The sequence below is a fragment of the Streptococcus sanguinis genome, assembly GCF_001078705.1.
Taxonomy (GTDB): domain Bacteria; phylum Bacillota; class Bacilli; order Lactobacillales; family Streptococcaceae; genus Streptococcus; species Streptococcus sanguinis_D.
This window is the reverse complement of record NZ_CDMW01000001.1, coordinates 1,298,796-1,323,869: the sequence shown is the minus strand read 5'-3', so window position 1 is coordinate 1,323,869 and position 25,074 is coordinate 1,298,796. Positions and strand designations below refer to the sequence as shown.

Below are 25,074 nucleotides of genomic sequence, written 5' to 3'. Positions count from 1 at the left end.
GACTCAGAGCCAGCTAGTGTAAGAATAGAGCAAGAAAGGAAAGCAGCCTATGAATAAAATCACCCTTCCGATTGGCATGCATGACAAGCTTTTCAAGAGGGCACGTGTGACCTACGAGATTGAGCGGGACATCAGTGATTTTCTGATGGCTCAAGGTTTCAATCGGATTGACACGCCGACTTTGGAGCACTTTGAGGTCTTCAGTGACCATGTGGAGCCCCATCATTATCATCTTTTTGATAAAAAAGGTGAGCTATTGGTGCTGCGGCCTGATGTGACCAGCCAGATTGGTCGGGTTATTGCTTCGACCAGGGTGCATACGCCGACCAAGTTTTCCTATTCAGGCAAGGTTTTTCACTATCAAGAAGAGCTGCGTGGTCTTGCCAACGAGCTCAGCCAAGCTGGTATTGAGATTATTGGCTATCCAGCTCGCGAGGCGGTGCTTGAGGCTATCAAGACAGCCAAGCAGTCGCTGGATTTAGCGCAGGTTAAGTCTTATCAGTTCGAGTTTTCCCATGCGGCGATCCTGCAGACCATCCTAGCGAGTTTGGCCTTGGATTCGCAGGAGGAGGCCCAGCTGCTAGATTATATTCGCAAGAAAAATAGGACGGGGATCTTTGAATTCACCCAGACCAGATCTAGTGAATTTGATGATTTTTTGCAGGAGCTGCCCTATTTGTTTGGTCCTAGCCAACAGGTTTTAGCTAGGGCCAGAGAGCTGGTTGATAACGAGAGAATATTGACAGCTCTAGATGATATAGAGCAGGTTCTGCAGAGCCTATCAGGCTTGCTGGAGCAGACAATTATGGACTTGGGGCAGGTAGCGGCCATGCCTTACTATACTGGATTGACCTTCAAGGTCTTTGGCGACCGAGTGCCAGATGCTTTTCTGTCAGGTGGTCGCTATGACCAGCTTTTCAAGCGCTTCGGGGCAGCAGAACTGACAGCTATCGGCTGGTCTTTAGATATTGATAGCGTCTATCAAGCTATTCATGATGACCTACCGGACGAGGGCGGAAAGGAAGGTGATAGCAGATGAGTCAGATTACCATTGCCCTGACCAAGGGGCGGATTGAGGAAGATACGGTCAAGCTCTTGACCCAGGCTGGTTTTGATATGTCCTTCATGGCAGACAAGGGGCGCAGCTTGATTTTTGAAAGTCCAGACAGTCGCTTTCGCTTTCTCTTGGTCAAGGGGCCTGATGTGACGACCTATGTACGCCATGGAGTCGCTGAACTAGGCATTGTCGGAAAGGACATTCTCTTTGAGCATCCGACTGGCTATCTGGAGCTGCTGGATCTGAACTTTGGGCTTTGTAAATTCTCACTGGCCTCGGTGCCCAGCTATGACCCTCATGATCACAAGCGCAAGCGGATTGCGACCAAGTACCCAACGGTGGCGACTGATTATTTCAATCAAAAAGGGGAAGATGTGGAAATCATCTCCATCCAAGGAAGTGTGGAGATTTCACCAGTGCTGGGTCTGGCGGATGCCATTGTTGATATTGTGGAGACGGGGCATACCCTGTCAGCTAACGGCCTGCTGGTTTTTGAAGACATTTGTCGGGTGTCAGCCCGGCTCATTGCTAATCAGGCTTCCCTGAAAAATAACCCGGATATCATGCCTTTTGTGGCAAAGATTGAATCCCTAGTAGGAAGAAGAGAGGTGGCTTTTAAATGACAATTATCAAACGTTTAAGCGGAAGTAACGAAGAAATTTCACGGATTTTATACGAAGAGCAGCTGCAGCTTAGTCAACAAAACTTAGATGTGGAAGAAGCGGTGGCTGAGATTATTGAAAGAGTCAAACAAGACGGTGACCAAGCTTTAAGAGACTATACCATGCTTTTTGACAAGGTTGAGGTGACAGACTTTGAGATTGGGCAGGAGCTAATTGACAAGGCCTTTGAGGAGATTGACCCAGGGGTCTTGGCCGCATTGAAAAATGCCCAAGCTAATATCGAATCCTACCACCGCCAGCAGTTGGAGACTGGTTTTGAGGACAGTCCCAGTAAGGGCGTTGTCCGTGGTCAGTTGATTCGACCGATTGAGCGGGTCGGCACCTATGTACCTGGCGGCACCGCAGCATATCCGTCTTCCGTCCTCATGAATGTTATTCCAGCCAAGATTGCCGGTGTCAAAGAAATCATCATGATTACACCGCCCCAAGAGCACTTTACTCCAGCGATTTTGGTTGCAGCCAAGCTGGCTGGTGTGGATCGGATTTTCCAAATTGGCGGAGCCCAAGGTGTAGCAGCTCTGGCTTATGGAACTGAGACCATTCCCAAGGTGGATAAGATAACTGGGCCGGGCAATATCTTTGTGGCTACGGCCAAAAAGATGGTCTATGGTGTCGTGGGAATTGACATGATTGCTGGTCCTTCGGAGATTGGAGTCATTGCAGATCGTTCAGCCAGTCCAGTCTATGTGGCAGCTGACCTCCTGTCGCAAGCCGAGCACGACAAGCTGGCTCGAGCTATTCTAGTAACCGACTCGGAGGAGCTGGCAGACCAAGTCGAAGCAGAACTGGACAGACAGCTGGAAGAGCTGCCGCGAGAGGAAATTGCACGTGCTTCGATTGAGAATAACGGCCGCATTATCCTTGCGCCTTCTAAGGAAGCTATGTTTGAGCTCATGAATCAGGTGGCACCGGAGCATTTGGAAATTGCCATGGATGATGCTTACAGCTATCTAGATCAGGTTGAAAATGCCGGCTCTGTCTTTCTGGGGCATTATACCAGTGAGCCAATTGGTGACTACTATGCGGGAGCCAATCACGTTTTGCCGACAACCAGCACCAGCCGCTTTTCATCAGCTCTGGGAGTCTATGACTTCATCAAGCGCATTCAGTACACCCAGTACAGCCGTGCTGCTGTAGGGGCGGCTGACAAGGATATTACCAGTCTGGCCTATGCAGAAGGCCTGCAGGGACATGCCAAGGCCATCGAAGCCCGCAGACAGGAGAAATAGAAGGAGTTGCCATGAGACAAGCTGAAATTAAGCGTAAAACACAGGAGACCGATATTGAGCTGGCTGTCAATCTGGACCAACAGGAGCCGGTAGCTATCGAGACTGGTGTCGGATTCTTTGACCACATGCTGACCCTTTTTGCCCGCCACAGTCGGATTTCTCTGACGGTCAAGGCTGAAGGCGACCTTTGGGTAGACAGCCATCATACGGTCGAGGATGTGGGTATCGTATTAGGACAGGCTCTGCGTCAGGCCTTGGGAGACAAGACCGGCATCAACCGCTACGGTACTAGCTTTGTGCCTATGGATGAAACGCTGGGCATGGCCAGTCTGGACCTATCCGGTCGCTCCTATCTGGTTTTTGAGGCTGATTTTGACAATCCCAAACTTGGGAATTTTGACACCGAACTGGTGGAGGAATTTTTCCAAGCCCTAGCCTTTAATCTGCAGATGAATCTGCACCTGAAAATCCTTCATGGCAAGAACAGCCACCACAAGGCGGAAAGTCTCTTTAAAGCGACTGGACGAGCTCTGCGGGAGGCTATTACGATAAATCCAGAGATTCATGGAGTCAACTCCACCAAGGGCTTGCTCTAGCTTGTCCTTCTGAGTGAAAGGAGTTGATGTAGAGATGATGATTGTTATTGATTATGACGCGGGAAATACTGCCAATGTTCTCCGTGCTCTAGCTCAGGTCGGAGTAGAAGCGCGCCTGTCAGCTGACCCGCAGGAAATTTTGGACGCTGATGGTTTGGTTTTACCTGGTGTCGGTGCTTTTCCTACTGCCATGCAGGAGTTGGAAAAGCGAGGGCTGGTTTCAGTTATTCAGCAGGCTGTGGCCGATGGCAAGCCTCTCTTGGGCATTTGCTTAGGCATGCAGCTCCTGCTGGAGTCTGGATTAGAGAATGGTCAAAGCTCTGGACTGGGCTTGATTCCGGGTGTTTGCCGCCGGATTCCGGACCAGGCTGGTCTGCCTGTGCCCCACATGGGCTGGAATGACTTACAAATCCAGCAGTCGTCTTCTTTGACAGCTGATCTTGATGGCCAGTCAGTCTATTTCGTCCATAGCTACTATACGGATGTTCCGGAGGAGTACTTGGATGTGACGGCTGATTATGGGCTGCCTATTCCAGCCATGATCCACCGAGGCTCTGTCTTTGGCTGCCAGTTCCACCCAGAAAAGTCTGGTGCTGTTGGCCTCGGTATCCTAGAGAAGTTTAAGGAGTATGTCTATGAAAATACTGCCCGCTATTGATATCAAAGACGGTCAGGCCGTCCGCCTTTTTAAAGGGGATTTTAGTCAGAAGACAGTAGTCAATCCCGATGTCTTGGAGCAAGCTCGAGTTTTCAAAGAAGCCGGGGTTACCATGATTCATGTGGTTGACTTGGACGGAGCTTTAGAAGGTCGGGCGGCTAATCGAGATTTGATTGCTCAGATTAAAGTGGAAACAGGCCTAGCCATCCAAGTCGGGGGCGGCATCCGCAGTCTGGAGCAGATTGAAGATTACCTGGCAGTTGGCATTGACCGTGTCATTATTGGCTCTATGGCTGTTAAGAATCCTGAATTTGTCGAGGCTGCGCTGGAGCGCTTTGGAAGCAGCAAAATCGTAATTGGCATTGATGCGAAAGAGGGTCTGGTTGCGACTGAGGGTTGGCTGGAAACCAGCAGTCAGGACTATATTAGCCTAGCGCTTGCCATGGAAAAAATCGGCGTCCGTCTCTTTGTCTATACAGATGTGGACCGAGACGGGACTCTGACTGGTCCCAATATCCAGCATTATAAAAAATTGCTGGCAGCACTCAAAGATGCTCAAGTCATTGCCTCTGGCGGCATCCAGTCAGCGGATGACTTAGAAGAGCTGAAAAAACTGGGCTTGGCTGGTGCCATTGTGGGTAAGGCCTATTATAGTGGACGAATTAGCCTAGAGCAGATCAAGGAAGCAGAAAGGGGCTAGGCATGCTGAAAAAACGAATCATTCCCTGTCTGGATGTCAAGGACGGCCGGGTGGTCAAGGGCATCAACTTTGTCAATCTGACTGATGTGGGTGATCCAGTTGATGCTGCCAAGGCCTACTATGAAGCAGGCTGCGATGAGTTGGTCTTTCTGGACATTACAGCCACTCATGAGGAGCGGGACACGACGGTCGAGATGGTCCGGCGCGTGGCGGAGCAGGTTTTCATTCCCTTTACCGTCGGGGGCGGCATTCGCACGGTTGAGGATATGAAGCGGATGCTGCAGGCTGGTGCGGATAAGGTTGCAGTTAATTCCTCGGCGCTGGCAAATCCTCAGCTTTTAGCTGACTGCGCTGAGAAATTCGGCAGCCAATGCGTGGTGCTGGCCGTGGATGCTAAGAAAGAAGCGGATGGCAGCTGGCATGTCTATCTGGCTGGTGGCCGCAAGGACAGCGGTCGTGACCTGTTAGACTGGGTCCAAGAAGCTGTCAGTCTTGGAGCGGGGGAAATTCTTCTGACCAGTATGGACAAGGACGGGACCAAGTCCGGTTTTGACTTGCCTATGCTGGAAGCCGTCTCTCAAGTGGTTTCCGTTCCTATCATCGCCTCTGGTGGTGCTGGCAGTAGTCAGCATATCCTAGAAGTTTTTGAAAAGACTGCAGCGACAGGTGCTTTGGCCGCTTCTATTTTCCATTATGGTCAGGTCTCCATCGCAGAAACCAAAAAAGTCATGCTGGAAGCCGGGTTGGAGGTGCGCATCTAATGACAGAAGTGAAGTTAGATTTTCAAAAGCAAGGCGGTCTTATACCTGCCATTATTCTAGACCACACCAGCAAAGAAGTCCTCATGCTAGCCTATCTCAATGAAGAAGCCTACCATCTGACTCGCACCAGCGGTCAGATGTGGTACTGGAGCCGGTCACGTCAGGAGCTTTGGCATAAGGGAGTCACCAGCGGCCACTACCAGACTGTCAAAAAAATCACAGCTGACTGCGACCTAGATACCCTGCTGATCGAGGTAGACCAGCTGGGAGCAGCCTGCCACACCGGTGCTAAATCCTGCTTTTTCCATACAATCTGGGATGAAAAAAACGGAAAAACTGACTAAAAGCTCACTTACTTTAGTACTTGGTTAATGCAAGAATAAAACTAAGAAGTCAGTATCGAGCCTCCGGCCCGCCATTGGAAAGAATTGCTTTTTATAGTAAAATAAAGACAGTAACAAGGAGATACTATGCTAGAAACCCTCTATCAAGAAGCCCTCAAACGCAAAAAAGAGCCCAAGGAAGGCTCCTATACCAGCTATCTCTATGACAAGGGGCTGGACAAGATTCTCAAAAAAGTCGGTGAAGAAGCGACAGAAGTGGTCATTGCGGCTAAAAATGCTGACAAGGACGAGATGGCCAATGAGACAGCTGATCTGCTCTACCATCTGGCGGTCGCTCTCGTTGAGACTGGCGTCAGTCTGGATCAGGTAGAGGCCGTCCTCCAGGCCCGTCAGGGCAAGCAGAGCCGGATTCATGACCGAACTGAAATTGACCAATACTAAACGGATATAAGATTTGCAGAAAGGCGGTCCAGCATGCGCGACAACCATCTTCACACCTATTTTTCCTATGATTCTGATGCAGATTTCTGTGACTATCTGGACCATTACGAGGGCGAGATTGTCACCACTGAGCACTATGATTTGTCTAACCCCTACCCTTACGAAGCTGCCTCGCCCCACGATGATGTGCCTGACTATGAGGCCTATTCAGCAAAAATAGCAGAGCTGAACCAGCAATATGGCAACCGCATCAAAAAGGGCATTGAAATTGGCTATTACGCTCCGCGTAAGGATGATATCCTAGCTTTCCTAGCGGACAAGGATTATGACCTCAAGCTCCTGTCTGTCCACCACAATGGCAGCTTTGACTATCTGGAAGATCCAGTCTTGGAGCTGGATAAGATGGAGTTAATTCCCTCCTACCTGAGAGAGTTAGAGGAGGCTATTGAGGCTGTACCGGCAGATGTGCTAGCTCACTTTGACTATGGTTTCCGAAAATTTGCGCTTACCGTAGAGGAGTTAAAAACTTTTGAACCAGAGCTGCGACAGCTTTTTCAAAAGATGATTGACCATGGTCTGGCCTTTGAGCTTAACTGCAAGTCCATGTACCTCTATGAACACGAGGAACTCTATATCTATGCTCTTTCGCTAGTCAAGGAGCTGGGTGGCCAGCGCTTTTCAGTGGGATCAGACGGCCATAAGCTGGAGCATTTCCGCTTGCAGTTTGACCGAGTTGCCAAAATCTTAGAGGAGGCCGGAATAGCTGAGGAGCAGTTGATCTAGAAGGAGAAATCATGACCGAGATTAGGCCCTTAAAATCAGAGGAAATCCCACTCTTAGAGGAATTTCTTTACCAAGCTATTTTTATCCCTCAAGGTCTAGAGCCACTGCCCAGAAGCATCTTAAAGGAACCAGAACTAGAGATGTATATCAAGGACTTTGGTCAGCAGCCAGATGATTGGGCTTTAGCGGCAGAAGTGGACGGCCAGCTGGTCGGAGCTGTTTGGGTTCGCATCATGAAAGACTACGGCTATTTTGACGACCAGACACCCTCTCTATCCATTTCATTCCTGCCTGAGTTCAGAGGGCAAGGACTAGGCCAGCAGTTGATGACGGCCACGCTGGACTTGCTCAAGGCCAAAGGCTACCCAAGTGTCTCCCTATCCGTTTCCAAAGACAATCCCGCCGTTGGCTTTTATCAAAGACTGGGCTTTGTCACGGTTGAAGAGAGGGAAGATGATTATTTGATGCTGTGTCGATTGTAGCAAGAGGAAAGACCACCCAAACGAGCGGTCTTTTCGTATTATCGTTTGTTCTAGGTGGAAACTCAATTTTGACTAAGTTTTCTCCTTCAAAAGAAAAAAACCTGGAAAAAATCCAGGCTTTTTAGTGAAATGTGCAGGCTTAGTGTGCTACACGTTTGCGAGCTGCTTTTTTACGGTTTTCTTCGATGAAAGCCGCTTTTTGTTCTTCAGGTTCGATGACTTTTTTCTTAAAGGCATAGACTGCTCCAGCAACAGCAGCAACAGTACCAGCAACACCTGTAAGAACGCCTTTTCCAAATCCTTTAGCCATATGATTTCTCCTTTTCTGAACTTTTATTATTTATGTTATAATTAATAGTAACGAAAAATCAAAATTTTTTCAAGGAAAAACGATGAAAACCAAAATAATTGTGATAGTGGGGCCTACGGCGGTCGGAAAAACGGCTTTGAGTATCGAGGTAGCCAAGCGCTTCAATGGGCAAATCATCAGCGGTGACAGCCAGCAGGTCTATCGTGGCTTAGATATTGGCACGGCTAAGATTCGTCCTGAAGAGCAAGAGGGCATTCCTCATCATCTGCTGGATGTGCGGGAGGTTGGCGAGAGCTACTCGGCCTATGATTTTGTGACTGAGGCAGCTCAGGCTATTCGTGAGATTGCGGCTCAAGGTCAGCTTCCCATCATTTGCGGTGGCACAGGGCTCTATATCCAGGGCTTGCTCGAGGGCTATCATCTGGGCGGCTCCGTCCCTCACGAGGAGATTCTGAACTATCGGACGCAGCTGGATAGTTGGTCAGATGAAGCTTTGTTTGGGAAAATAGCAGAGCTGAGTATCGAGATTCCCCAACTGAATCGACGCAGGGCTATGAGGGCGCTGGAGATTGCTCAGTTAGGTGGTCAACTAGAAAACAATCAACCAGACTATGAAGCCCTGCTGATTTGCCTAGATGATGAGCGACAAAAACTTTATGAGCGAATCAATCAGCGAGTAGATCTGATGCTAGAAGCCGGACTTTTAGAAGAAGCTCGCTGGCTGTTTGAGAAAGCTCCGACCAGTCAAGCCAGCAAGGGTATTGGCTACAAGGAACTTTTCCCCTACTTTGAAGGTCAGATGAGCCTAGAAGAGGCCGTGGACAAGCTCAAGCAGAATACTCGCCGTTTCGCCAAGCGCCAGCTGACTTGGTTTCGCAACCGGATGTCCGTAACCTTTTATCAAGTGGGAAATCCAGACTATAAAAATCAGGTCATGGAAGACATCAGGAAGTTTTTGGACAAGTAACTGGCTGACCAAGTCTTAGTAAGGATATGAGATGATAGAAACAGAGAAAAAAACAGAGCGTGTCTTTTTGGTCGGTGTGGAACTAGCAGACACGGAGAATTTTGACCTATCCATGGAGGAGCTACAAAGTCTAGCTAAGACGGCAGGAGCTGAGGTAGTCGGCTCCTATAGCCAGAAACGGGAAAAGTATGACAGCAAGACCTTTGTCGGATCTGGCAAGTTAGAAGAAATCCGGCAAATGGTTGGTGCCGAAGAGATTTCGACCGTCATTGTCAATAATCGCTTGACACCTCGCCAAAATGTCAATCTGGAGGAAAGCTTGGGCGTTAAGGTCATTGACCGTATGCAGCTGATTTTGGATATTTTTGCCATGAGAGCTAGGAGTCATGAGGGCAAGCTGCAAGTTCATCTGGCCCAGCTCAAGTACCTGCTTCCTCGCTTGGTTGGCCAGGGGATTATGCTTAGCCGTCAGGCAGGTGGCATTGGCTCTCGTGGGCCTGGTGAAAGCCAGCTGGAGCTCAATCGACGCAGTGTCCGCAATCAGATTCATGATATTGAGCGCCAGCTCAAGGCTGTCGAGAAAAATCGGGCGACCGTTCGTGAAAAACGGCTGGAATCCAGTGTTTTCAAAATCGGTCTCATCGGTTATACCAATGCTGGCAAGTCTACGATCATGAACTGCTTGACCAGCAAGAGCCAGTATGAGGCAGACGAACTCTTTGCGACGCTAGACGCTACGACCAAGAACATCAACCTCAGTGGGCAGCTCAATGTCACTCTGACAGACACAGTTGGCTTCATTCAGGATTTGCCGACAGAGCTGGTATCCAGCTTTAAATCCACACTAGAAGAGAGTAAAAATGTCGATTTGCTGATCCATGTTATTGACGCCAGCGACCCTCATCATGAGGAGCATGAAAAGACTGTCCTCGACATCATGAAAGAGCTCGACATGCTGGATATTCCTCGGCTGACTCTCTATAACAAAGCGGACAAGGCTGAGCATTTCACTCCGACCCTGACTCCTTATTCTTTGATTTCGGCTAAGGCGGACAATAGTAGAGCTGTTTTGCAGCAAGTCCTGCTGGAGCGGATGAAAGAGCTCTTTTTGCCTTTTACCATCAAGGTAGCGCCTGCTAAAGCCTACAAGATTCATGATTTAGAGAAAGTCGCGATTATGGGGAATCGAGAATACATAGACGATATCGAAACCATTTCAGGCTGGATTGCCGAGAAAAACAAATGGAAACTGGAAGAATTTTATGACTGATTATATTGACTTGGCCCTCAAATACGGTGGTTTTACAAGCCTAGACAGGGTCTACTTAGAGCAAGTATTGGCTGGCCTGACAGAAGAGCAGAAGCGGAGCTTCATCACACCTCCGCCCAGCGTTATCAATGCTTACTTTGCTGAGCTTTATCAGAAGAAAAGTCCGGAAGCCGCGACAGCCTATTTTTTAGAGATTAGTCAGGCGCTGGACTTGTGGAATGCGAATCCCAGTTTTTTAGAAAATAAACCTTTTGTCCGGCTTAATCTTTCTGGCAAGTCCTATGGATTTTGCTATGAGAGCGAGAAAGTCGGCTTGGTCTTCCCTGAAAAGCCAGAACCGGTAACAGCTGACTTGCTCTTTGAAATCGCTCAAATCTTTCCACAGTACTTGGTTTACGAAGAAGCTGGGAGAATAAAAATGGCACCTCTCAAAGCTGAGTCTCAAGTCGTGGATAGTCAGGCGCTGACTGCTTTGACCGATTGGCAGCAGCTGGCGGATGGCAGCCAGAGAGTTCTGGGCTATAATCAAGATGAAGTCAGTCAGCTGGCTCGGTCCTATGCTGGCAGGAAATACTATCACTCGCAGAATCGCTCTGCCATGATTTATATCATTTAGAAAGAAAAACATGCAATTACAATTTTTAGGAACCGGAGCCGGTCAGCCCTCCAAGGCTCGCAATGTGTCCAGCCTTGTCCTCAAGCTTTTGGAGGAAATCAATGAGGTCTGGATGTTTGACTGCGGTGAGGGGACCCAGCACCAGATTTTGGAGACAACGATTAAACCGCGCAAAATCAGCAAGATTTTTATCACCCATCTGCATGGAGACCATATTTTCGGTCTGCCGGGTTTTTTATCTAGTCGTTCTTTTCAGGCTAACGAAGAACAGACGGACCTAGAGATTTATGGTCCCAAAGGCATTAAAAACTTTGTCCTGTCTAGCCTGCGCGTGTCTGGCTCTCGTCTGCCTTATCGAATTGATTTTCATGAGTTTGATGAAAATAGTCTGGGTAAGATTCTGGAAACGGACAAGTTCACTGTTTATGCAGATAAGCTGGACCACACGATTTTCTGTGTGGGTTATCGGGTGATGCAGAAAGATTTGGAAGGAACGCTGGATGCAGATAAGCTAAGAGAGGCGGGCGTACCTTTTGGTCCCCTCTTTGGTAAAGTCAAGAACGGTCAGGATATCGTCCTAGAAGATGGTACCAAAATCATTGCAGCCGATTATATCTCAGCTCCTCGTCCGGGCAAGACCATTGCTATTCTGGGTGATACTCGGAAGACTGCCGCCAGCGTTCGCTTGGCTGTATCAGCAGATGTGCTGGTCCATGAAGCAACCTATGGCAAGGGAGACGAAAAATTGGCCCGCAATCACGGTCATTCGACCAATATGCAAGCAGCAGAAGTAGCCAAGGAAGCTGGTGCCAAGCGCCTCCTGCTAAATCATATCAGTGCTCGCTTTTTGGCCAAGGACATCAGCCAAATGCGCCGCGATGCTAGCGCTGTCTTTGAAAAGGTCCATGTGGTCAAGGACTTGGAAGAGGTGGAGTTGTGAGAAATATCATCATCACAGGAGCTAGCGGTGGACTGGCCCAGGAAATGGTTGAGATCTTGCCCCATGACCGACTGATTTTGGTCGGTCGGAGCAAGGCTAAGCTGGAAAAACTATATGGAGAAAGGGAAAATATTGACCTAGTGGAGCTGGATATCACAGACAGCTCAGCTTTGGAAAGATTTGCTAAGCGGATTGACAGCCAGTATGGCCACGTAGATGTCCTAGTCAATAATGCTGGCTATGGGATTTTTGAAGAATTTGACAAAATCAGCTCCAGCGATATCGAGACCATGTTTGAAGTCAATACCTTTGCCCTCATGAACCTGTCCCGTATCTTTGGATCTCGCATGAAGCAGGCAGGTCAAGGACATATCGTCAATATTGTTAGTATGGCCGGCCTCATTGCAAGTAGCAAGTCCAGTCTTTACTCAGCGACCAAGTTTGCAGCTATTGGTTTTTCCAACGCCCTGCGTTTAGAACTCCTGCCTTTTGGTGTTTATGTCACGACGGTTAATCCAGGTCCTATCAAAACAGCCTTTTTCGATCAGGCAGACCCTGATGGTTCCTATGTAAAAGCAGTCGACAAGTATATCCTTGAGCCTGACTTTGTAGCGAGCAAAATTGTCAGCTCCTTTGGCAAAAAGAAGCGGGAAATTAATCTTCCAGGGATTCTCAATCTAGCTCACAAGCTTTATACCCTTTTTCCAAGAATTGCCGACAAGATGGCAGCCAATATGTTTAACTATAAGTGAGGTTTTATGACAGCTAATCTACAAGCCTACAAAGCTCATCTGCAGGCGCCTTGGGGCAAGCTTCAGTATGATATTGTTTTTGCCTTTCTAGAGTCGCTGAAGGGCCAGAAAATTCTTGATTTCGGCAGCGGTTTTGGAATTGTGGCTGATTTTCTAGCGGAAAAGAACCAAGTGACCGCAATCGAGCCTAGTTCAGAAATGATTGCTGAGCGCAAGCAGAACTTTTTCTATGAGCAATTGCAAGGCAGTTTGGACCTTCTGCAGAAATTGCCAGACCAGTCTTTTGATATCATCATCTGTCATAATGTCTTAGAGTATGTATCAGACCCTGATCTCTATTTGACAGAATTTTCCCGCCTCTTAAAAAAGGACGGCAAAATTTCTCTGGTCAAGCATCACGAGGTTGGACGCATTATGCATACGGTGGTTTTTGAAAATGGCCTAGAAAAGGCCCAGCAGCTTTTGGCGGGTCAGGAATATCAAACTCACAGCATGGGAGCTGCAAAGGTCTATCAGATCCAAGAAGTGATTTCAGGTCTCTCATTAGAAGTTGAAGATTATCAAGGACTACGGATTTTTTACGGGCTGCAATCCAATGACTACAAAACTGCCCCTGACTGGGCTCAAAAGATGCTTAAGATGGAGCTAGCAGTCTGCAACCAATCACCTTATCGAGACATCGCTGCTTTTCAGCATGTTTGGCTAAGGAAGGACAGAGAGATTTAAAATAAGAGGATTTACATGAAATTTTTAAAGAAACAAAAGGATTATTTTGCTCTATGTTACATTTATAATTGGTTGGTTTTACTAATAGGTCCTCCCTTGAGTTTTTTTGCTTTAATTCTACTTGCTTTCGGTTTTGGCCAAGCATTTAGTACAGGCCAAACTTCTTCTTTAGAGTCGGGTATACTATTAGGTTTTCTTTTTTTAGTTTTGATTGGTATTTATGGGATTTTTTACCTTGTAATGTGGTTTAAATCACTAAGAAACTCGTTGAAAACGGGAAAATCATCTTTTTTTGCAGCTCCAATTAGTTTAATAATGACAATGATATGTCAGCTGCCTGTTTTTATTCTTATCTGCAAGGGGTTTAACTTACTTAGTCAGTACAGATCAGAAATATTCCTAGGTCAACTTTACTCTGTGTTGACATTTTCTCTTTATCTCTATTGCCAGTATGGGAGAAAAGGTAAGAAAAGCAATAAAATTCTATATCTTTCCCAAGTTATTAATTTTTTACTAGTTTTTCTTTTAGCTTATCAAGTTTACTATCCTATATTTTTAAAATAATCTAGTTTACAGATCTAAATGTTTAATAGAAAGTAGCAAGAAAGGTAGATTGTCGCCTTTCAGCATGTTTGGCTAGTCAAGTCCTAGGTTAAAGGGAAGAAGTGCTCATTTACATCTTAAACAAACCTCGTAAGGAGAAAGCTTGATGCAGAGGAGAGAAGTCATAGGGCCAGGGCAGCCAGTCAATTATGCCCTGCTCAGCCTTTTTCAATATATTGCTTCTGTTTTGGTAATTCTGGTTCACTGCCAGAGGCTTTTTGAACATGAAGCTCTACATTTTATTCAGAAGAGTATGTTTGGCCGCATGGCGGTCCCTTTCTTTTTAATTTCTTCAGCCTATTTTTTCCGAGTACGATGGAAGCGAGAGCACGATTCTACGAAACTAACTCTGTATATCAAAGGTATTTTAAAGGTCTATGGCTTCTGGAGCTTGGTCTATCTTCCCTATGCTTTGACTTACTTCCAATCTCTGCACTTGCCTCTCTGCCTAGCTCTGCTGGCTATTCTAGCAGCGCTCTTCTACATCGGAATGAGCTACCAGCTCTGGTATATCCCCGCCTTTCTCTTAGGTTTGCTGCTGGTCCATTTTTTGTATAGGAAGTTGGGTCCCAAGAAAACATTTGCCCTTTTGCTAATTCTCTACGCCTTAGGTGCTATTGAGACTTATCACGCCTATCTGTCGCCTAGTCTGCTGACAGACTGGTATGATGCTTATGCCAAGCTCTTTTTCACTAGCAGGAATGGCCTCTTCTATACGCCCATTTTTATCTATTTAGGCTACTTTCTAGCTGATTACGGGCAGATAGCCTTATTTCAGAAAAAACGCTGGCTGTCTCTTTTGTTGGGAAGTCTTTTCCTAGCAGGCGAAGGAGTACTGGTTTACATCAGGCAGGGACTGGATAAAAATTTTTTCTTTGCTCTCATTCCCTTTACACTTTTCTTATTCAATTGGCTGTTAAAAACACGGTGGAAGCGTGAAAAAAATTGGCGACATTTAAAAGATCTAAGTATCCTTTATTTCTTCCTCCATCCTATCTTTATTGAGTTATCTTTCTTTCTGCTCAAATCCCAGCAGCTGACCAAGTGGGAAACTGGCCGTTGGGTCTTCCTTCTGACGATTATCCTGACCCACCTGACGTCAGAGTTGGTGATTCGATGGCGAGGGAAAGGTTAAGTTGTTTACCAAAACATTTTAAAAAAAATGAATAGATCGCTATTTCTTTAACTAAAAAGACACGACTTTTTAATACGTGTCTTTTTAGTTAAAGAAAAATAGTTAGGCTGAGCATTAGTTATATATTCCTCTATTATCTCAGTTAATTATCCTTTGGAACATCGTCTTCAGCTATTCCGTAGACTGTAGCTAACTGGATAATTTTCTTTGCCCATTTGCTATGGGGCTTCATTTCATTCATTCTGTTTTCTTTATATCCTTTTGATACACCAATCTGTTGTTGATTCGAATTAAGAATGGTCAGAGCGTCTTGGTAGTCTTCTAAACTAACAATGTTATTCTCAGCAATAAGACTTAGCTGAGAGGGATGGATGCAAGTTTTTCCAACGAATCCATTAAGTCTGTCTAACTCTAGCTCTTTTTTCAATCCATGAGCCCAATTACCGTCTTGAAAACGGCTATTAAAGTATTCCCATACTGGTCCTGAACAGATATAATCAGCGGAAAAAATATTTAATATATCTGTTAGACAGTCAGCAATAAGTTTAACATCGTAGATAGTCTGGCGAACATTACGACGAATACCGAAAATATTACTAAAATCAGTTGCTCCCACACGAATATTTAAAACTTTCTCTTTATAGGGTTTCAATAACTCTGATATAAAAAGAAGTTCTTCCATTCGGGTATTCTTTTTCATGATGCTTTCGCTCTCAAGAATTGGCATTATGTAAAATGTTTGATTCGTTCTTTTGCAAAATTTGTCAAAAACTTGAAGGTAGGCAGCAGCAGTAGTGGAATCAAATTTAGGAAAATTAAATCCAGAAACTAATCTAAAGATATCAGGAGAAGAGTGGTCGAGCATCTGATTAAATTGTTTGGAAGAACGGACTCGGATAAAAATTAAAGGAAGAGAATCAAAATCTAACTGGCCAGTTTCCAAGGCTTGATTAAGTTTGTCTAAAGTCTCAAAGAGTTGTAATTCAGCTTGGTGAACAGTTCCATCTCCGATAGAATCTTCTAGATCTAGACAGATTGAGCTACAGCAAGGATGGAGGCCGGCAATGATTTCATCAACTATCTGAGTTCGATGAGCGGGCATATAAAGAAGTCCAGATATTGCATATTGCAATAAATCTTTTGGGGAATTTTGATTAAATTGGCATCCTTCTTTAAATAGGGGTATAGAATCATAAGTAAATTTCATTCAAATCTTCCATTCAACACTTTTAAGTTTTTTGTTCGAGGACTACTGAAAGAATATCCTCAGCGCCTTCTATTCCTTGATTAACTATCATATAGTCATCTTTATTATCGATAAGCTGGTAAACTTCACTGTTCTTTGGTATCATTTTAATATCGCCCAAAGATAAGAATCCAGCATCTAATTTTCCGTCACCCGAAGTAATTAGAAATTCTTCTTTGAGATAGTCTTTTAAAAAAGAAAGAGCGTTTTCTTTAGAAATTTCTTTAGGTATGATGTAAAGTTTAAGTCCTTGAAGAGTGAAAGTCCATTCTAAGTTTTTTAAATCTTTTTCGAGCCTTGGCAAGATAAACTCTTGAACGACATCTTGATTTTCGGTAACTTTGGTAAAGAAGAATAGATTGTCAACCAAAGAAGGAGTTCTAGTTAAGTATTTTTGATATTTAGTTAAAATATCTAAGATTTTAGGATAATCCAAAGCTTGTATTTGTCGAGTTCTTTCAATGTATTCCTGCCAGACTTTTAAAGGTTGGCCGTTATGTAAAATGATTCCACCATTAGCAACAACAGCATAAGGGCAGTCCTGTAGGGGTATAATACGGGAGAATTGCGCTAGCGAGCGAGTTGTAATTGGAAGTAAATGGATATTGGAGCGGGTTTTAACTTTTTCTAGTAATTCCAATGCTTTATGACTCATATAGGAAATTTCTCGTCCGTCTAGATGTTCTACACAAGATACAGTCTGATAATTTTCGACAAATTTATTAGAATAAATAATGGTTCTATCTAAATCAGTAGCAAAAAGCATAATATTCCTCTCTTTATTGGAACTGATATTTGTAAAGGTTTAATTGAAAACAAAATTTTTAAAATTTTAAGCAGTTATATTTAATAGTTATTACAGTTAGATTGATTGTCTTAAATTTTTGGTTAAACTAAAATGACAGAATAGTTTAATCTCAAATGTCTTAAGAGAATAAATTTTAGTTTTCAAAGAGTGCAATTCATCAAACTATACCAATCTTACTATAAATGAGCTAATAAGTCTAGTCTTCAAGTATTTTATAAAAAAATTCTAGAAGATTATTGGAATGTATAATTAGAATGAGCAATTTTTCCTATTTATTAAACATTCATACACACTTATGTAAAAAATGATAAGTAAAAGGCCGAAACACTATTGTCTCAGCCTTTTCATAACTAACATTTATTTTGTAAGAGCTTTTCGAATAAAGTCTATAGGAATAATCAGAACAGCAATAGCAAGAGCTACAATATAGTGTTCAATATCCATAGGAACTGTGTTGAAGACCTGCCCACCAAACTGAATGATTAAAGATTGGACGATAGCAATAGAAATCATAACAATAGAGAACTTTTTGTTTTCTGAAATATGTTCAAAAACATTAAGTCCGGTACTGCGAGTATTGAGGGAATTGAAGATAATCGCATAGATAAATACAGTAAAAGTGAAGGTAGTTACCATTTCAAAGTTTCCGCTTCCATTAGTAATAAAATCTTGAATACCAGCTACATTTTTAAGAATAGCAAGACAAACAATAGTAATGAAAATGCTAGCAACTCCAATAGCAGACTTCATATACTTTGTTAGGATATTAGCTTTTTTAGCCACTGGTTTTTCATTCATGTAACGATCTAAGGTAGGTTCTTCACCAAATGCCAAAGCAGCTAGTGTATCCATGATAAGGTTAATCCAAAGGATTTGAATGATTGTAAATGGCTCTTTCAGACCAAAAAGAGGAGAGAGAAGAGACATAGCAATAGTAGTTACATTTACTGTCAGCTGGAAAATAATGAATTTGCTAACTGATTTGCTCATTGTCCGGCCGTAAAGCACAGCTTTTTCGATAGACGTCAAACTATTGTTTAAAATTACAATATCAGAGGCTTCACGGGCAACTTCAGTTCCATCTCCCATAGAGAAACCAACGTCAGCAGCTTTAAGAGCAGGTGAGTCGTTTACTCCATCACCAGTCATACCACAAACCATATCAAGGTCTTGTGCTGCTTCAATTAAGCGCTTCTTATCCATAGGTAAGGCGCGGCTTACTACTTTCATATTAGGAAGTTGCGCTTTTAATTCTTCGTCAGAGAGGTTTTCTAGCTCATCATGAGTTAGGATTAAATCTGTATCACTGGTAACGATTCCAGCTTCTTTAGCAATGGCAATAGCTGTTTCTTTACGGTCTCCTGTAACCATAACTACTTGAACTCCAGCTTTGTTCATTGTTTCAACAGTTTGTTTAATAGAATCCCGTACATTGTCTCGAATACATACAATAGCAATCAAGATTTTATCTGAGCCTTCTTTTTTAAGAATAGCAAGAAGACGCATAGAACGATTAGCCTGTTCCAAAGAGAGTGCAGAGAATTTATCTTTATCAGGAGTAGTAAAAGCAGTCTTATTTCCGTCTTTATCAAGATAGAAATGACAATCATCTAAAATAAATTCTGGTGCTCCTTTGATGTAAATTTCGCCTGACTTAGTTGTAACACTAGCATATTTTTTAGCAGAGTTAAACTGTTCTTTTTCAGCAATAGTGTTTGTATCAAAATCTAAGAGATTGCGGTTGATTAGAAAATCTAAAAGAGCACGGTCAGTTGCGTTACTTCCAACAGCTATACCATCTGCTACATTAGCGTCATTATTTAAACCAATGCCATGAATAACTTGCTTGAGTAACTTTTCAGACATACTCGAGAAATCAGCAGCAGAACTCTCATCAGTTGTCTCATAAAGAATTCCATTGCCAAGGAAGAAATCAACAACAGATAGTTTCCCTTCTGTAATTGTTCCAGTTTTATCGCTGAAAAGGATATTCATATAACCTGCTGTTTCAATAGTATCTGGATGGCGAACCAGAATATTCTGAGCTAATAAGCGGCCTGAGTTCATTGAAGACACAAGAGCCAGCATCATAGGCAATCCTTCTGGAACTGCCATGATAATGATAGTCACTGCAAAGAGAATTGTTTCAATGACTAATAAGAAAATAGATGAAAGATTCAAATTGTTTGCAGCATTTAAAGCAAGAAAACCAAGAACAAGGTTGATGACAGAGTAAGCCGCACCAGCACTGTATCCAAGAACGCCAATATTTTCTGCCAGTTTGTTCAATTTCTCTTTTGATGGAGAATCTTTCCCATCCTCTTGGAGAGAGGTATTGATGCTTCCAAGAACAGTATGGTCACCAATATCAGTTGCTTCCATAACAGCTTCACCAGATGTTACCACAGTCCCACGGAAGATTTTTAATTCTGTAAAGAGGTCCTGACTATCTGGTTCTGCATTATCACCTAAAGCGATTTTTGTAGCATCTTCACTTTCCCCATTCAAGATAGCTTGATTTACCTTTAATTCTCCAGCAAGAATAATACCATCAACAGGAATTTTATCACCAGTTTGAAGAAGAATTTGGTCTCCTTTGACAATATCATCTACTAAAATCTCTTTAAGTTTACCGTCACGATAGACTTTAGCATTAGTTTTGCTAGCTTCTTCTTGTAATGTATTAAACTTTTGCTCATTTTGATATTGTGAGATAGCAGAAAATCCTGTTGACAGGAGAATGGCAAAAATCAAGGAGATTGCTTCATACCAATTTGCCTCACCAATACCTGGGAAAATCATGCCGATAAAGTTGAAAATAATTTTGAGACCTAAGGCCGCCAGCAGAATCAAAATCCACTGATCCTTGAAAGCCTCAATAAATATTGAAAGAAGTGAGTTGGCTTCTTTACTGGAAAGTTTATTATCTCCATGGGCAGATTTGCTTGCTGCAACCTCAGCTGAGCTTAGCCCTTTAAAGTTATTCATTTGGTTTATTTGTCCTTTCTAAAAATAAAGAGGCTGAGACAATAGTGTTCAGTCTCTTTATTGTATGTCAATAAAACTTGATATGGCAACTGTTTGTCTTTAGCTAAAGAGTGCAGCTATACCATTTAAATCAGCCTGCTTACCTTCACCAATGGTGTGGAAAGCCCAAGTTGAACCATCTTTTACAAGTTCTGCAAAAACAACAGCTGTATCGGTAGAATAATCATCTTTAAGCTGGAATTTGCAAAGTTCAGAATTGTTCTCTGCATTAACTAAGCGAACATAGGAATTATTAACCATGCCAAATGTTTGACGACGAGCGATAGCCTGATCGATGGTAACAGCGCAAATGACCTTATGGGTACTTGGTGAGAGAGCAGCTAAATCCAAATTGATAACTTCATCATCACCATCACCTGCACCAGTACGGTTATCACCATTTAAGTGAATACCAGGAGCAGTTTTGTTATTATAAAAAATAACATCATTAGCAGAAGTAATTTTACCTGCCTCATTCAATAGGAATGCAGAAATATCAAGGTCAAAATCTGCACCACCAGCAGAGATATCCCAACCAGCGCATAAGTCAACTTTTGTAAGGCCTGGAGCCGCTTTAGCTAAGTCCAGAATAGTATTTTTTTCTAAATCAAGAGATACACCTCCTATTGCAGGAGCAACTTCAGTGGGTGTTGGAGTAGGATTGGCAGGTCCGCCAAGTGAAGTGAAATTAATAGCCATTAGAGATTCCTTTCTAATTAACGGTAAGATTTTTCAATGTCTTGGATTGAAGCGTTTAGGTATTCTCCAACTGCTTTGAAGGTCCACCCATTGACAGTACGTGTAAGTTCAGCAAATTTAACGGCCGTTGCTTTGCCACCATCTTCTGATAGATTGAAACGGGCGATTTCTTTTTCAGGACGTTGTGCCTGATCAACTAAACGAACGTAGGCATTCTTTACTTGGCCAAAATATTGTTTGCGATTTTGACCAGAATAGATAACAACTGCTACAACGATTTGAGCCACGTCTGGATGAATATTATTGAAATTCACAAACATGTTTTCATCATCACCGTCACCAGCACCGGTGAGGTTATCATGATCTAATTGAATACCTTGAGATTTCTTCTTGCTGAAATAGACAAGATTATTAACTGAACGAGTCAGATGGCCAGAAGAATCAAGAAGGAAGGCACAAAGATCAAGGTCAAAGTCAGAGCCAAAGAGACTTGTCTTAACATCCCATCCTGCTGATACGCGAATATTTTCTAAAGAGAAATCTGTTTTAGAAAGATTAAGGAAGTCATTTTTTGCAAGGTTAAGCATGCCTCCTTTATTTAAATCAAGTGTAACTTCGCGCCCTTCCGTACTAGCAGTTTGAATAGGTGTGTTAGCAGCAGGAGCTTGAGTTTGTTGCTCATCTCCACCAAATAATTTACCAAAAAGTCCCATAATATTTTCCTTTCTATTTTCCTAATTACATATAGCGAGACAAGAGTTGGTTGAGGTCAGCGATAGCTCCCTCACCGATTGCTTCAAAAGCCCAGCCATTAGCTGTCCGACTAAGGGAACAAGCTGTTACAGAAGTATCAGCAGAATAACTGTCACTCAATTCATAGCGGCAGATTTCCTGTTCGTTATTATCGGCATCTAGAAGTCGGACAAAAGCATTTTTAATCATGCCAAAAGTCTGACGTTTAGTGACTGCGTCAAAAATAGTAATGAAGAAGACAATTTTCTTAATTCGAGGTTCGATTGCATCAAGATTAATTTGGATTCGTTCATCGTCGCCTTCGCCTTCTCCAGTACGATTATCACCTTCAAGACGAATTCCAGCTGCAGACATATTATTAAAGAAAATAACATCATTCGGTACTTGTGCAACACGACCGCTTTCTTCAACTAGGAAGGCAGCTAAGTCTAGGTCAGCAGTAGGTCCTGCAACAGCCATATCCCAGCCGCCACCTAGAATACAATTTTTTAATGCAGGAGCCTGCTTTGTTAAATCTAAAACGCTCCCTTTAGAGAGATTAAGAGGAGCAGCAGAGCTGCCAGAGTTTAAATTAGTGAAATCCATATAGATATTCCTTTCTGAATCATAATATTTTTAAAACTTTTTAGCTTAAGGAAGGCTAAGTAAGAGTTATCGGTACCTTATTTTAAGTGATATTAATGACCGCTTATAAAACCTTTTTCAGCCATGTCAGATTTCATATGTTCTAACTCAATAGAATCACTTTTTCGTTTTTCAGCAATTTGATTATTGATTTGCTTGGTTTCTTCAATTCCTTTTTTGATTGTCTCATAAGTTGTACGAAGAGTCTCCATTTGAATAGAGCTTCCACCAGCCATACGAGCAATATTAACAGATTGATTAGCAGTGTTTTGTGCATTACGAATTAGAAGTTCATTGGTTTTTTCATCCAATTGTTTGATAGACTTAGCTTGAATTTCCTGTCTTTTTAATTGAATAGCTTGAACCAAACATTGCTTGAAGATTGGCAATGTGATAATAAAGGAAGAATTGATTTTCCGCATCAGATTAAAGTTAGACATTTGCATGGTCTGAATCATAGGACAGGTTTGCATGGCCACGTTTTCAGCAATTTGCAAGTCATATGTTCGCTGTGCGAGCATATCTTTAATCATGCTTAGCTTTTGCTGTTGAGTTTGTTTTTCTTGCTCTGTTATATCCGTACGAGCAGCGATCTGATTACTGTATTCTTCGATTTCTTCTTGAGCAATCTCACCAGCAACAATATATTTTTCTAATTCTTCATAGTAGGCTACATTAGTTTTATATTGTTTTTCCAGATTTTCTTGAGTTTGGTGAATTTGAACTTCATATTGCTTCAATATGGTATAAATCTGATCAACCTCTTTACCCATATCTTCATATTTAGCAAAAAGTTTATCAATACTATTCTTTATTTTGCCAAATAATTTTTGCAGAGCAGATGCTTTTTCTGGATTTTCAATTTCTTTAATATCGAATTTATCCATGATTTTAGTAAGTTGAACGAGCATTCGAGAAGCTTCCTCTGCATCTACCCTTCGCATGGAAGATAATAGAGCATCAGACATTTGAGAAATCCCTTCACTCGGTTTTTGACCGAAAGCCATAATTGAGTTGACATTAGTAATATCAATCTCATTGGTGAGGTTCTGAACCTCAGGCAGTGATCTTAGCTTCTGCTTATAGGCTAAGTTGTCAGCTAGGACTTCTGGTTTAGCAAGTTCAAGTTCAGTTGATTCAATCTCTTGTGGAGTTGAATCAAAACTTCCTGTGTTGATAGGCATATTGTTTTCCTTTCTTTAATTAAAAAGTTTACTGAAGAAATTTTGTTTTTTCAGCTTTCGTTGAATAGCTTGAAAACTTTGCTCATAGTTTATAACATCTAACCTGACAGTGTTAAAGTACTCTGCATTAATGTAAGAGTTCAGATCAGATAAGCCAGCAGGTGAAAAAATGATGATGTCAAAACCAATTTTTCCAAGATAGGCAAGGACATAGCACGTATTTTTTGATAACTGAGTTTCGCCTTCCAAGAAAAAGACAATCTTGGGTATAAAGCCAGTAAAATCAAAGCTATCTATGAGTCGTATTACTCTTTTATCCAACTGTAAAATCAACAGTGCAAAGTTTAATATTTCTTCTTTGGATACTGTCAATGGCTGTTTGAACAGTCGAGTATCAGCAATGGTTTCGTTAATCTTATTGAGAATGAATTTTTCTGTTTCATCGTTATAAGGAGCATAGCGATAGAATGGGAGCTTCATAATCTCCTCAATATCAAAACTTCCATTACTGAGTTGACAAAACATAAGCTGATACTTATCGGAATCATTTATTTCATGAGTAATCAGTTCATCACCATTGGATGTTAAAACGAGCGTACTGTCAGACGAAGAACAGATATTGACCAAATGGGCGTACTTGTCAATTGGATTATATTCTCCCTCTATTTCAAAAAAGAAATGTGGGACATAGACTGTTTTCTCAACAGTCTTAAATCCGTTCCGAACTTTTGCGGGTGCGTTCCAATTTTGTTCTACATCAATTAAAGTTGAATTGAAAAAAATGGGGCTTGTCGTTCCATTTCGGAACTGCCAAGGCCTATAAATGCCAGAATTTGTAAATAACTGTTCTTCAATTTGTGTTTCTATATCCAGTGTAATTGAACGATTTTCCTCTATAATTTGTCCATTTTTAGCTCTTTCTGCCCAACTTTGGATAGGTAGGATTTGAGTGTTTTTATGGACAGTACTGATTTGATCAGAGTCAACTTGAGCAAAATTTTCATCATCTTTTAGTGGATTGATATAAATGACATCAAATCCAAAGCGATTAAGTAACAGCAGGAAATATATATCGTGTTTTGAAATACTACCATAGTAGATGCACTTGTTTGTAAGGTAATCTCTATCTTGATAGGATAAGCTAAAAATATGTAAGTATGCATAGAGTAGCATTTTACATATAAAATTATTTCTCACGCTGTTATTCAGGAAATTTTCCTGACGAATAGCAAGGTTTGTTATATATTCAAGAGCAATCAGAAATTGATGATTGAGCTCTGCATCTTCAAAGAGTGTAATATCCTGACTGGCTATTTGACTAACTTCCATTGAAGCAAGCTCGTTTTTTATGCTGTTAATGAAATCAAAATCTGCATCCATTGGGATTTGGCCATCAAAGTAAATAGTGTGAGTTGAATCCTCTTGAGCTTTTACCAAAATAGTTTTTAATACACTATCATATTTACTTTGATTTTCAACCCCGATATATCGTGTAAAAACAGGAGCGAAAGTGGCTTGTATTCCTTTTCGTTCTGTGATTGAACGCCAAAGTTCAAAGGGCAGATTTTGCAGACTGGTCGACATGAAATATACCTGCTTTCTACGATTATAATGTCACATCTTTTGTCTTCTTTGTATAAAAGTTAAACGAAGAGTGCAGATGGTTTGCTTTGTACCTCC

The 25,074-nt window shown here is 42.5% G+C and carries 28 protein-coding genes; 19 read left to right on the top strand and 9 right to left on the bottom strand.

Features of this window, described 5'->3' with window-relative positions; translation table 11 throughout:
- Positions 1-49: 49 nt before the first annotated feature.
- The 11 genes from SSV_RS06640 to SSV_RS06590 all read left to right on the top strand — a co-directional run bounded on the left by SSV_RS06640 (position 50) and on the right by SSV_RS06590 (position 7,734).
- A complete protein-coding gene (locus tag SSV_RS06640; RefSeq protein WP_072074182.1) occupies positions 50-1,039 on the top strand; it encodes an ATP phosphoribosyltransferase regulatory subunit in 990 nt (329 codons plus the stop codon).
- Positions 1,036-1,680 (top strand): ATP phosphoribosyltransferase, encoded by a 645-nt coding sequence (hisG, locus tag SSV_RS06635; protein WP_072074181.1) that lies wholly within the window; start codon positions 1,036-1,038, stop codon positions 1,678-1,680. The genes SSV_RS06640 and hisG overlap by 4 nt, the downstream gene beginning before the upstream one ends.
- Entirely contained in the window at positions 1,677-2,969 is a 1,293-nt protein-coding gene (gene hisD, locus SSV_RS06630; protein WP_072074180.1) for a histidinol dehydrogenase, read from the top strand. The genes hisG and hisD overlap by 4 nt, the downstream gene beginning before the upstream one ends.
- 11 nt (positions 2,970-2,980) lie before the next feature.
- A complete protein-coding gene (gene hisB / locus SSV_RS06625) occupies positions 2,981-3,565 on the top strand; it encodes an imidazoleglycerol-phosphate dehydratase HisB (RefSeq protein ID WP_060553370.1) in 585 nt (194 codons plus the stop codon).
- 34 nt (positions 3,566-3,599) lie between these two features.
- Complete coding sequence (hisH, locus tag SSV_RS06620) at positions 3,600-4,223, top strand: imidazole glycerol phosphate synthase subunit HisH (RefSeq protein WP_072074179.1); 624 nt, start codon at positions 3,600-3,602, stop codon at positions 4,221-4,223.
- Positions 4,201-4,923 (top strand): 1-(5-phosphoribosyl)-5-[(5-phosphoribosylamino)methylideneamino]imidazole-4-carboxamide isomerase, encoded by a 723-nt coding sequence (hisA, locus tag SSV_RS06615; protein ID WP_176693578.1) that lies wholly within the window; start codon positions 4,201-4,203, stop codon positions 4,921-4,923. The genes hisH and hisA overlap by 23 nt, the downstream gene beginning before the upstream one ends.
- Positions 4,924-4,925: 2 nt before the next feature.
- Positions 4,926-5,684 carry an imidazole glycerol phosphate synthase subunit HisF gene (gene hisF / locus SSV_RS06610; protein ID WP_072074177.1) on the top strand — a complete coding sequence of 253 codons (759 nt, stop codon included), beginning with the start codon at positions 4,926-4,928 and terminating at the stop codon, positions 5,682-5,684.
- On the top strand, positions 5,684-6,028 hold the full coding sequence (hisI, locus tag SSV_RS06605; protein WP_072074176.1) for a phosphoribosyl-AMP cyclohydrolase: 345 nt from the start codon (positions 5,684-5,686) through the stop codon (positions 6,026-6,028). The genes hisF and hisI overlap by 1 nt, the downstream gene beginning before the upstream one ends.
- A gap of 126 nt (positions 6,029-6,154) precedes the next feature.
- A complete protein-coding gene (gene hisE / locus SSV_RS06600; RefSeq protein ID WP_072074175.1) occupies positions 6,155-6,469 on the top strand; it encodes a phosphoribosyl-ATP diphosphatase in 315 nt (104 codons plus the stop codon).
- A gap of 33 nt (positions 6,470-6,502) precedes the next feature.
- Positions 6,503-7,252, top strand: coding sequence for a PHP domain-containing protein (locus SSV_RS06595; protein ID WP_072074174.1), 750 nt, complete (start codon positions 6,503-6,505; stop codon positions 7,250-7,252).
- 11 nt (positions 7,253-7,263) lie between these two features.
- Entirely contained in the window at positions 7,264-7,734 is a 471-nt protein-coding gene (locus tag SSV_RS06590; protein WP_072074173.1) for a GNAT family N-acetyltransferase, read from the top strand.
- A 139-nt stretch (positions 7,735-7,873) separates the two neighbouring features.
- Here the strand turns inward: SSV_RS06590 and SSV_RS06585 are convergent, their stop codons facing one another.
- Positions 7,874-8,044, bottom strand: coding sequence for a DUF3042 family protein (locus SSV_RS06585; RefSeq protein ID WP_072074172.1), 171 nt, complete (start codon positions 8,042-8,044; stop codon positions 7,874-7,876).
- Between the two features lie 82 nt (positions 8,045-8,126).
- Between SSV_RS06585 and miaA the strand changes: the two genes are divergently transcribed.
- From miaA to SSV_RS06545, 8 genes are all read left to right on the top strand, one after another.
- Entirely contained in the window at positions 8,127-9,011 is an 885-nt protein-coding gene (miaA, locus tag SSV_RS06580) for a tRNA (adenosine(37)-N6)-dimethylallyltransferase MiaA (protein ID WP_072074171.1), read from the top strand.
- A gap of 31 nt (positions 9,012-9,042) precedes the next feature.
- Complete coding sequence (gene hflX / locus SSV_RS06575) at positions 9,043-10,281, top strand: GTPase HflX (protein ID WP_072074170.1); 1,239 nt, start codon at positions 9,043-9,045, stop codon at positions 10,279-10,281.
- Positions 10,274-10,897 carry a cystathionine beta-lyase gene (locus SSV_RS06570; protein ID WP_072074169.1) on the top strand — a complete coding sequence of 208 codons (624 nt, stop codon included), beginning with the start codon at positions 10,274-10,276 and terminating at the stop codon, positions 10,895-10,897. Before hflX ends, SSV_RS06570 begins: the two co-directional genes overlap by 8 nt.
- A gap of 10 nt (positions 10,898-10,907) precedes the next feature.
- Complete coding sequence (gene rnz, locus SSV_RS06565; protein WP_072074168.1) at positions 10,908-11,837, top strand: ribonuclease Z; 930 nt, start codon at positions 10,908-10,910, stop codon at positions 11,835-11,837.
- Positions 11,834-12,589, top strand: coding sequence for an SDR family NAD(P)-dependent oxidoreductase (locus SSV_RS06560; protein WP_072074167.1), 756 nt, complete (start codon positions 11,834-11,836; stop codon positions 12,587-12,589). Before rnz ends, SSV_RS06560 begins: the two co-directional genes overlap by 4 nt.
- Positions 12,590-12,595: 6 nt before the next feature.
- Positions 12,596-13,315, top strand: a complete 720-nt coding sequence (locus tag SSV_RS06555; RefSeq protein WP_072074166.1) for a class I SAM-dependent methyltransferase — start codon at positions 12,596-12,598, stop codon at positions 13,313-13,315.
- A 15-nt stretch (positions 13,316-13,330) separates the two neighbouring features.
- Complete coding sequence (locus SSV_RS06550) at positions 13,331-13,879, top strand: hypothetical protein (RefSeq protein WP_072074165.1); 549 nt, start codon at positions 13,331-13,333, stop codon at positions 13,877-13,879.
- A gap of 145 nt (positions 13,880-14,024) precedes the next feature.
- The gene (locus SSV_RS06545; RefSeq protein ID WP_072074164.1) at positions 14,025-15,053 is read left to right on the top strand and encodes an acyltransferase family protein; all 1,029 of its coding nucleotides are present in this window, start codon (positions 14,025-14,027) and stop codon (positions 15,051-15,053) included.
- A 142-nt stretch (positions 15,054-15,195) separates the two neighbouring features.
- Here SSV_RS06545 and SSV_RS06540 read toward each other — a convergent pair whose 3' ends face one another.
- The 8 genes from SSV_RS06540 to SSV_RS06505 form a co-directional block, all read right to left on the bottom strand.
- Positions 15,196-16,260 (bottom strand): HpcH/HpaI aldolase/citrate lyase family protein, encoded by a 1,065-nt coding sequence (locus SSV_RS06540; protein WP_072074163.1) that lies wholly within the window; start codon positions 16,258-16,260, stop codon positions 15,196-15,198.
- 22 nt (positions 16,261-16,282) lie between these two features.
- Entirely contained in the window at positions 16,283-17,065 is a 783-nt protein-coding gene (locus SSV_RS06535) for an HAD family hydrolase (RefSeq protein ID WP_072074162.1), read from the bottom strand.
- Between the two features lie 399 nt (positions 17,066-17,464).
- Entirely contained in the window at positions 17,465-20,095 is a 2,631-nt protein-coding gene (locus tag SSV_RS06530) for a calcium-translocating P-type ATPase, PMCA-type (protein ID WP_072074161.1), read from the bottom strand.
- Between the two features lie 99 nt (positions 20,096-20,194).
- Positions 20,195-20,833 (bottom strand): TerD family protein, encoded by a 639-nt coding sequence (locus SSV_RS06525; RefSeq protein ID WP_072074160.1) that lies wholly within the window; start codon positions 20,831-20,833, stop codon positions 20,195-20,197.
- 17 nt (positions 20,834-20,850) lie between these two features.
- Positions 20,851-21,546: a TerD family protein gene (locus tag SSV_RS06520; RefSeq protein ID WP_002900105.1), complete on the bottom strand. Its 696-nt coding sequence runs from the start codon at positions 21,544-21,546 to the stop codon at positions 20,851-20,853.
- Between the two features lie 25 nt (positions 21,547-21,571).
- Complete coding sequence (locus SSV_RS06515; RefSeq protein WP_002900106.1) at positions 21,572-22,171, bottom strand: TerD family protein; 600 nt, start codon at positions 22,169-22,171, stop codon at positions 21,572-21,574.
- A 92-nt stretch (positions 22,172-22,263) separates the two neighbouring features.
- Complete coding sequence (locus tag SSV_RS06510; RefSeq protein WP_002900107.1) at positions 22,264-23,394, bottom strand: toxic anion resistance protein; 1,131 nt, start codon at positions 23,392-23,394, stop codon at positions 22,264-22,266.
- A 15-nt stretch (positions 23,395-23,409) separates the two neighbouring features.
- Positions 23,410-24,978, bottom strand: coding sequence for a YceG family protein (locus SSV_RS06505; protein ID WP_072074159.1), 1,569 nt, complete (start codon positions 24,976-24,978; stop codon positions 23,410-23,412).
- Positions 24,979-25,074: the final 96 nt, after the last annotated feature.

What these genes read in the sequence shown, in the direction of transcription:
- SSV_RS06640 (WP_072074182.1), top strand. Translation starts at nt 50, where the DNA reads ATGAATAAAATCACCCTTCCGATTGGCATGCATGACAAGCTTTTCAAG.
- hisG (WP_072074181.1), top strand. Translation starts at nt 1,036, where the DNA reads ATGAGTCAGATTACCATTGCCCTGACCAAGGGGCGGATTGAGGAAGAT.
- hisD (WP_072074180.1), top strand. Translation starts at nt 1,677, where the DNA reads ATGACAATTATCAAACGTTTAAGCGGAAGTAACGAAGAAATTTCACGG.
- hisB (WP_060553370.1), top strand. Translation starts at nt 2,981, where the DNA reads ATGAGACAAGCTGAAATTAAGCGTAAAACACAGGAGACCGATATTGAG.
- hisH (WP_072074179.1), top strand. Translation starts at nt 3,600, where the DNA reads ATGATGATTGTTATTGATTATGACGCGGGAAATACTGCCAATGTTCTC.
- hisA (WP_176693578.1), top strand. Translation starts at nt 4,201, where the DNA reads ATGAAAATACTGCCCGCTATTGATATCAAAGACGGTCAGGCCGTCCGC.
- hisF (WP_072074177.1), top strand. Translation starts at nt 4,926, where the DNA reads ATGCTGAAAAAACGAATCATTCCCTGTCTGGATGTCAAGGACGGCCGG.
- hisI (WP_072074176.1), top strand. Translation starts at nt 5,684, where the DNA reads ATGACAGAAGTGAAGTTAGATTTTCAAAAGCAAGGCGGTCTTATACCT.
- hisE (WP_072074175.1), top strand. Translation starts at nt 6,155, where the DNA reads ATGCTAGAAACCCTCTATCAAGAAGCCCTCAAACGCAAAAAAGAGCCC.
- SSV_RS06595 (WP_072074174.1), top strand. Translation starts at nt 6,503, where the DNA reads ATGCGCGACAACCATCTTCACACCTATTTTTCCTATGATTCTGATGCA.
- SSV_RS06590 (WP_072074173.1), top strand. Translation starts at nt 7,264, where the DNA reads ATGACCGAGATTAGGCCCTTAAAATCAGAGGAAATCCCACTCTTAGAG.
- SSV_RS06585 (WP_072074172.1), bottom strand. Translation starts at nt 8,044, where the DNA reads ATGGCTAAAGGATTTGGAAAAGGCGTTCTTACAGGTGTTGCTGGTACT.
- miaA (WP_072074171.1), top strand. Translation starts at nt 8,127, where the DNA reads ATGAAAACCAAAATAATTGTGATAGTGGGGCCTACGGCGGTCGGAAAA.
- hflX (WP_072074170.1), top strand. Translation starts at nt 9,043, where the DNA reads ATGATAGAAACAGAGAAAAAAACAGAGCGTGTCTTTTTGGTCGGTGTG.
- SSV_RS06570 (WP_072074169.1), top strand. Translation starts at nt 10,274, where the DNA reads ATGACTGATTATATTGACTTGGCCCTCAAATACGGTGGTTTTACAAGC.
- rnz (WP_072074168.1), top strand. Translation starts at nt 10,908, where the DNA reads ATGCAATTACAATTTTTAGGAACCGGAGCCGGTCAGCCCTCCAAGGCT.
- SSV_RS06555 (WP_072074166.1), top strand. Translation starts at nt 12,596, where the DNA reads ATGACAGCTAATCTACAAGCCTACAAAGCTCATCTGCAGGCGCCTTGG.
- SSV_RS06550 (WP_072074165.1), top strand. Translation starts at nt 13,331, where the DNA reads ATGAAATTTTTAAAGAAACAAAAGGATTATTTTGCTCTATGTTACATT.
- SSV_RS06545 (WP_072074164.1), top strand. Translation starts at nt 14,025, where the DNA reads ATGCAGAGGAGAGAAGTCATAGGGCCAGGGCAGCCAGTCAATTATGCC.
- SSV_RS06540 (WP_072074163.1), bottom strand. Translation starts at nt 16,260, where the DNA reads ATGAAATTTACTTATGATTCTATACCCCTATTTAAAGAAGGATGCCAA.
- SSV_RS06535 (WP_072074162.1), bottom strand. Translation starts at nt 17,065, where the DNA reads ATGCTTTTTGCTACTGATTTAGATAGAACCATTATTTATTCTAATAAA.
- SSV_RS06530 (WP_072074161.1), bottom strand. Translation starts at nt 20,095, where the DNA reads ATGAATAACTTTAAAGGGCTAAGCTCAGCTGAGGTTGCAGCAAGCAAA.
- SSV_RS06525 (WP_072074160.1), bottom strand. Translation starts at nt 20,833, where the DNA reads ATGGCTATTAATTTCACTTCACTTGGCGGACCTGCCAATCCTACTCCA.
- SSV_RS06520 (WP_002900105.1), bottom strand. Translation starts at nt 21,546, where the DNA reads ATGGGACTTTTTGGTAAATTATTTGGTGGAGATGAGCAACAAACTCAA.
- SSV_RS06515 (WP_002900106.1), bottom strand. Translation starts at nt 22,171, where the DNA reads ATGGATTTCACTAATTTAAACTCTGGCAGCTCTGCTGCTCCTCTTAAT.
- SSV_RS06510 (WP_002900107.1), bottom strand. Translation starts at nt 23,394, where the DNA reads ATGCCTATCAACACAGGAAGTTTTGATTCAACTCCACAAGAGATTGAA.
- SSV_RS06505 (WP_072074159.1), bottom strand. Translation starts at nt 24,978, where the DNA reads ATGTCGACCAGTCTGCAAAATCTGCCCTTTGAACTTTGGCGTTCAATC.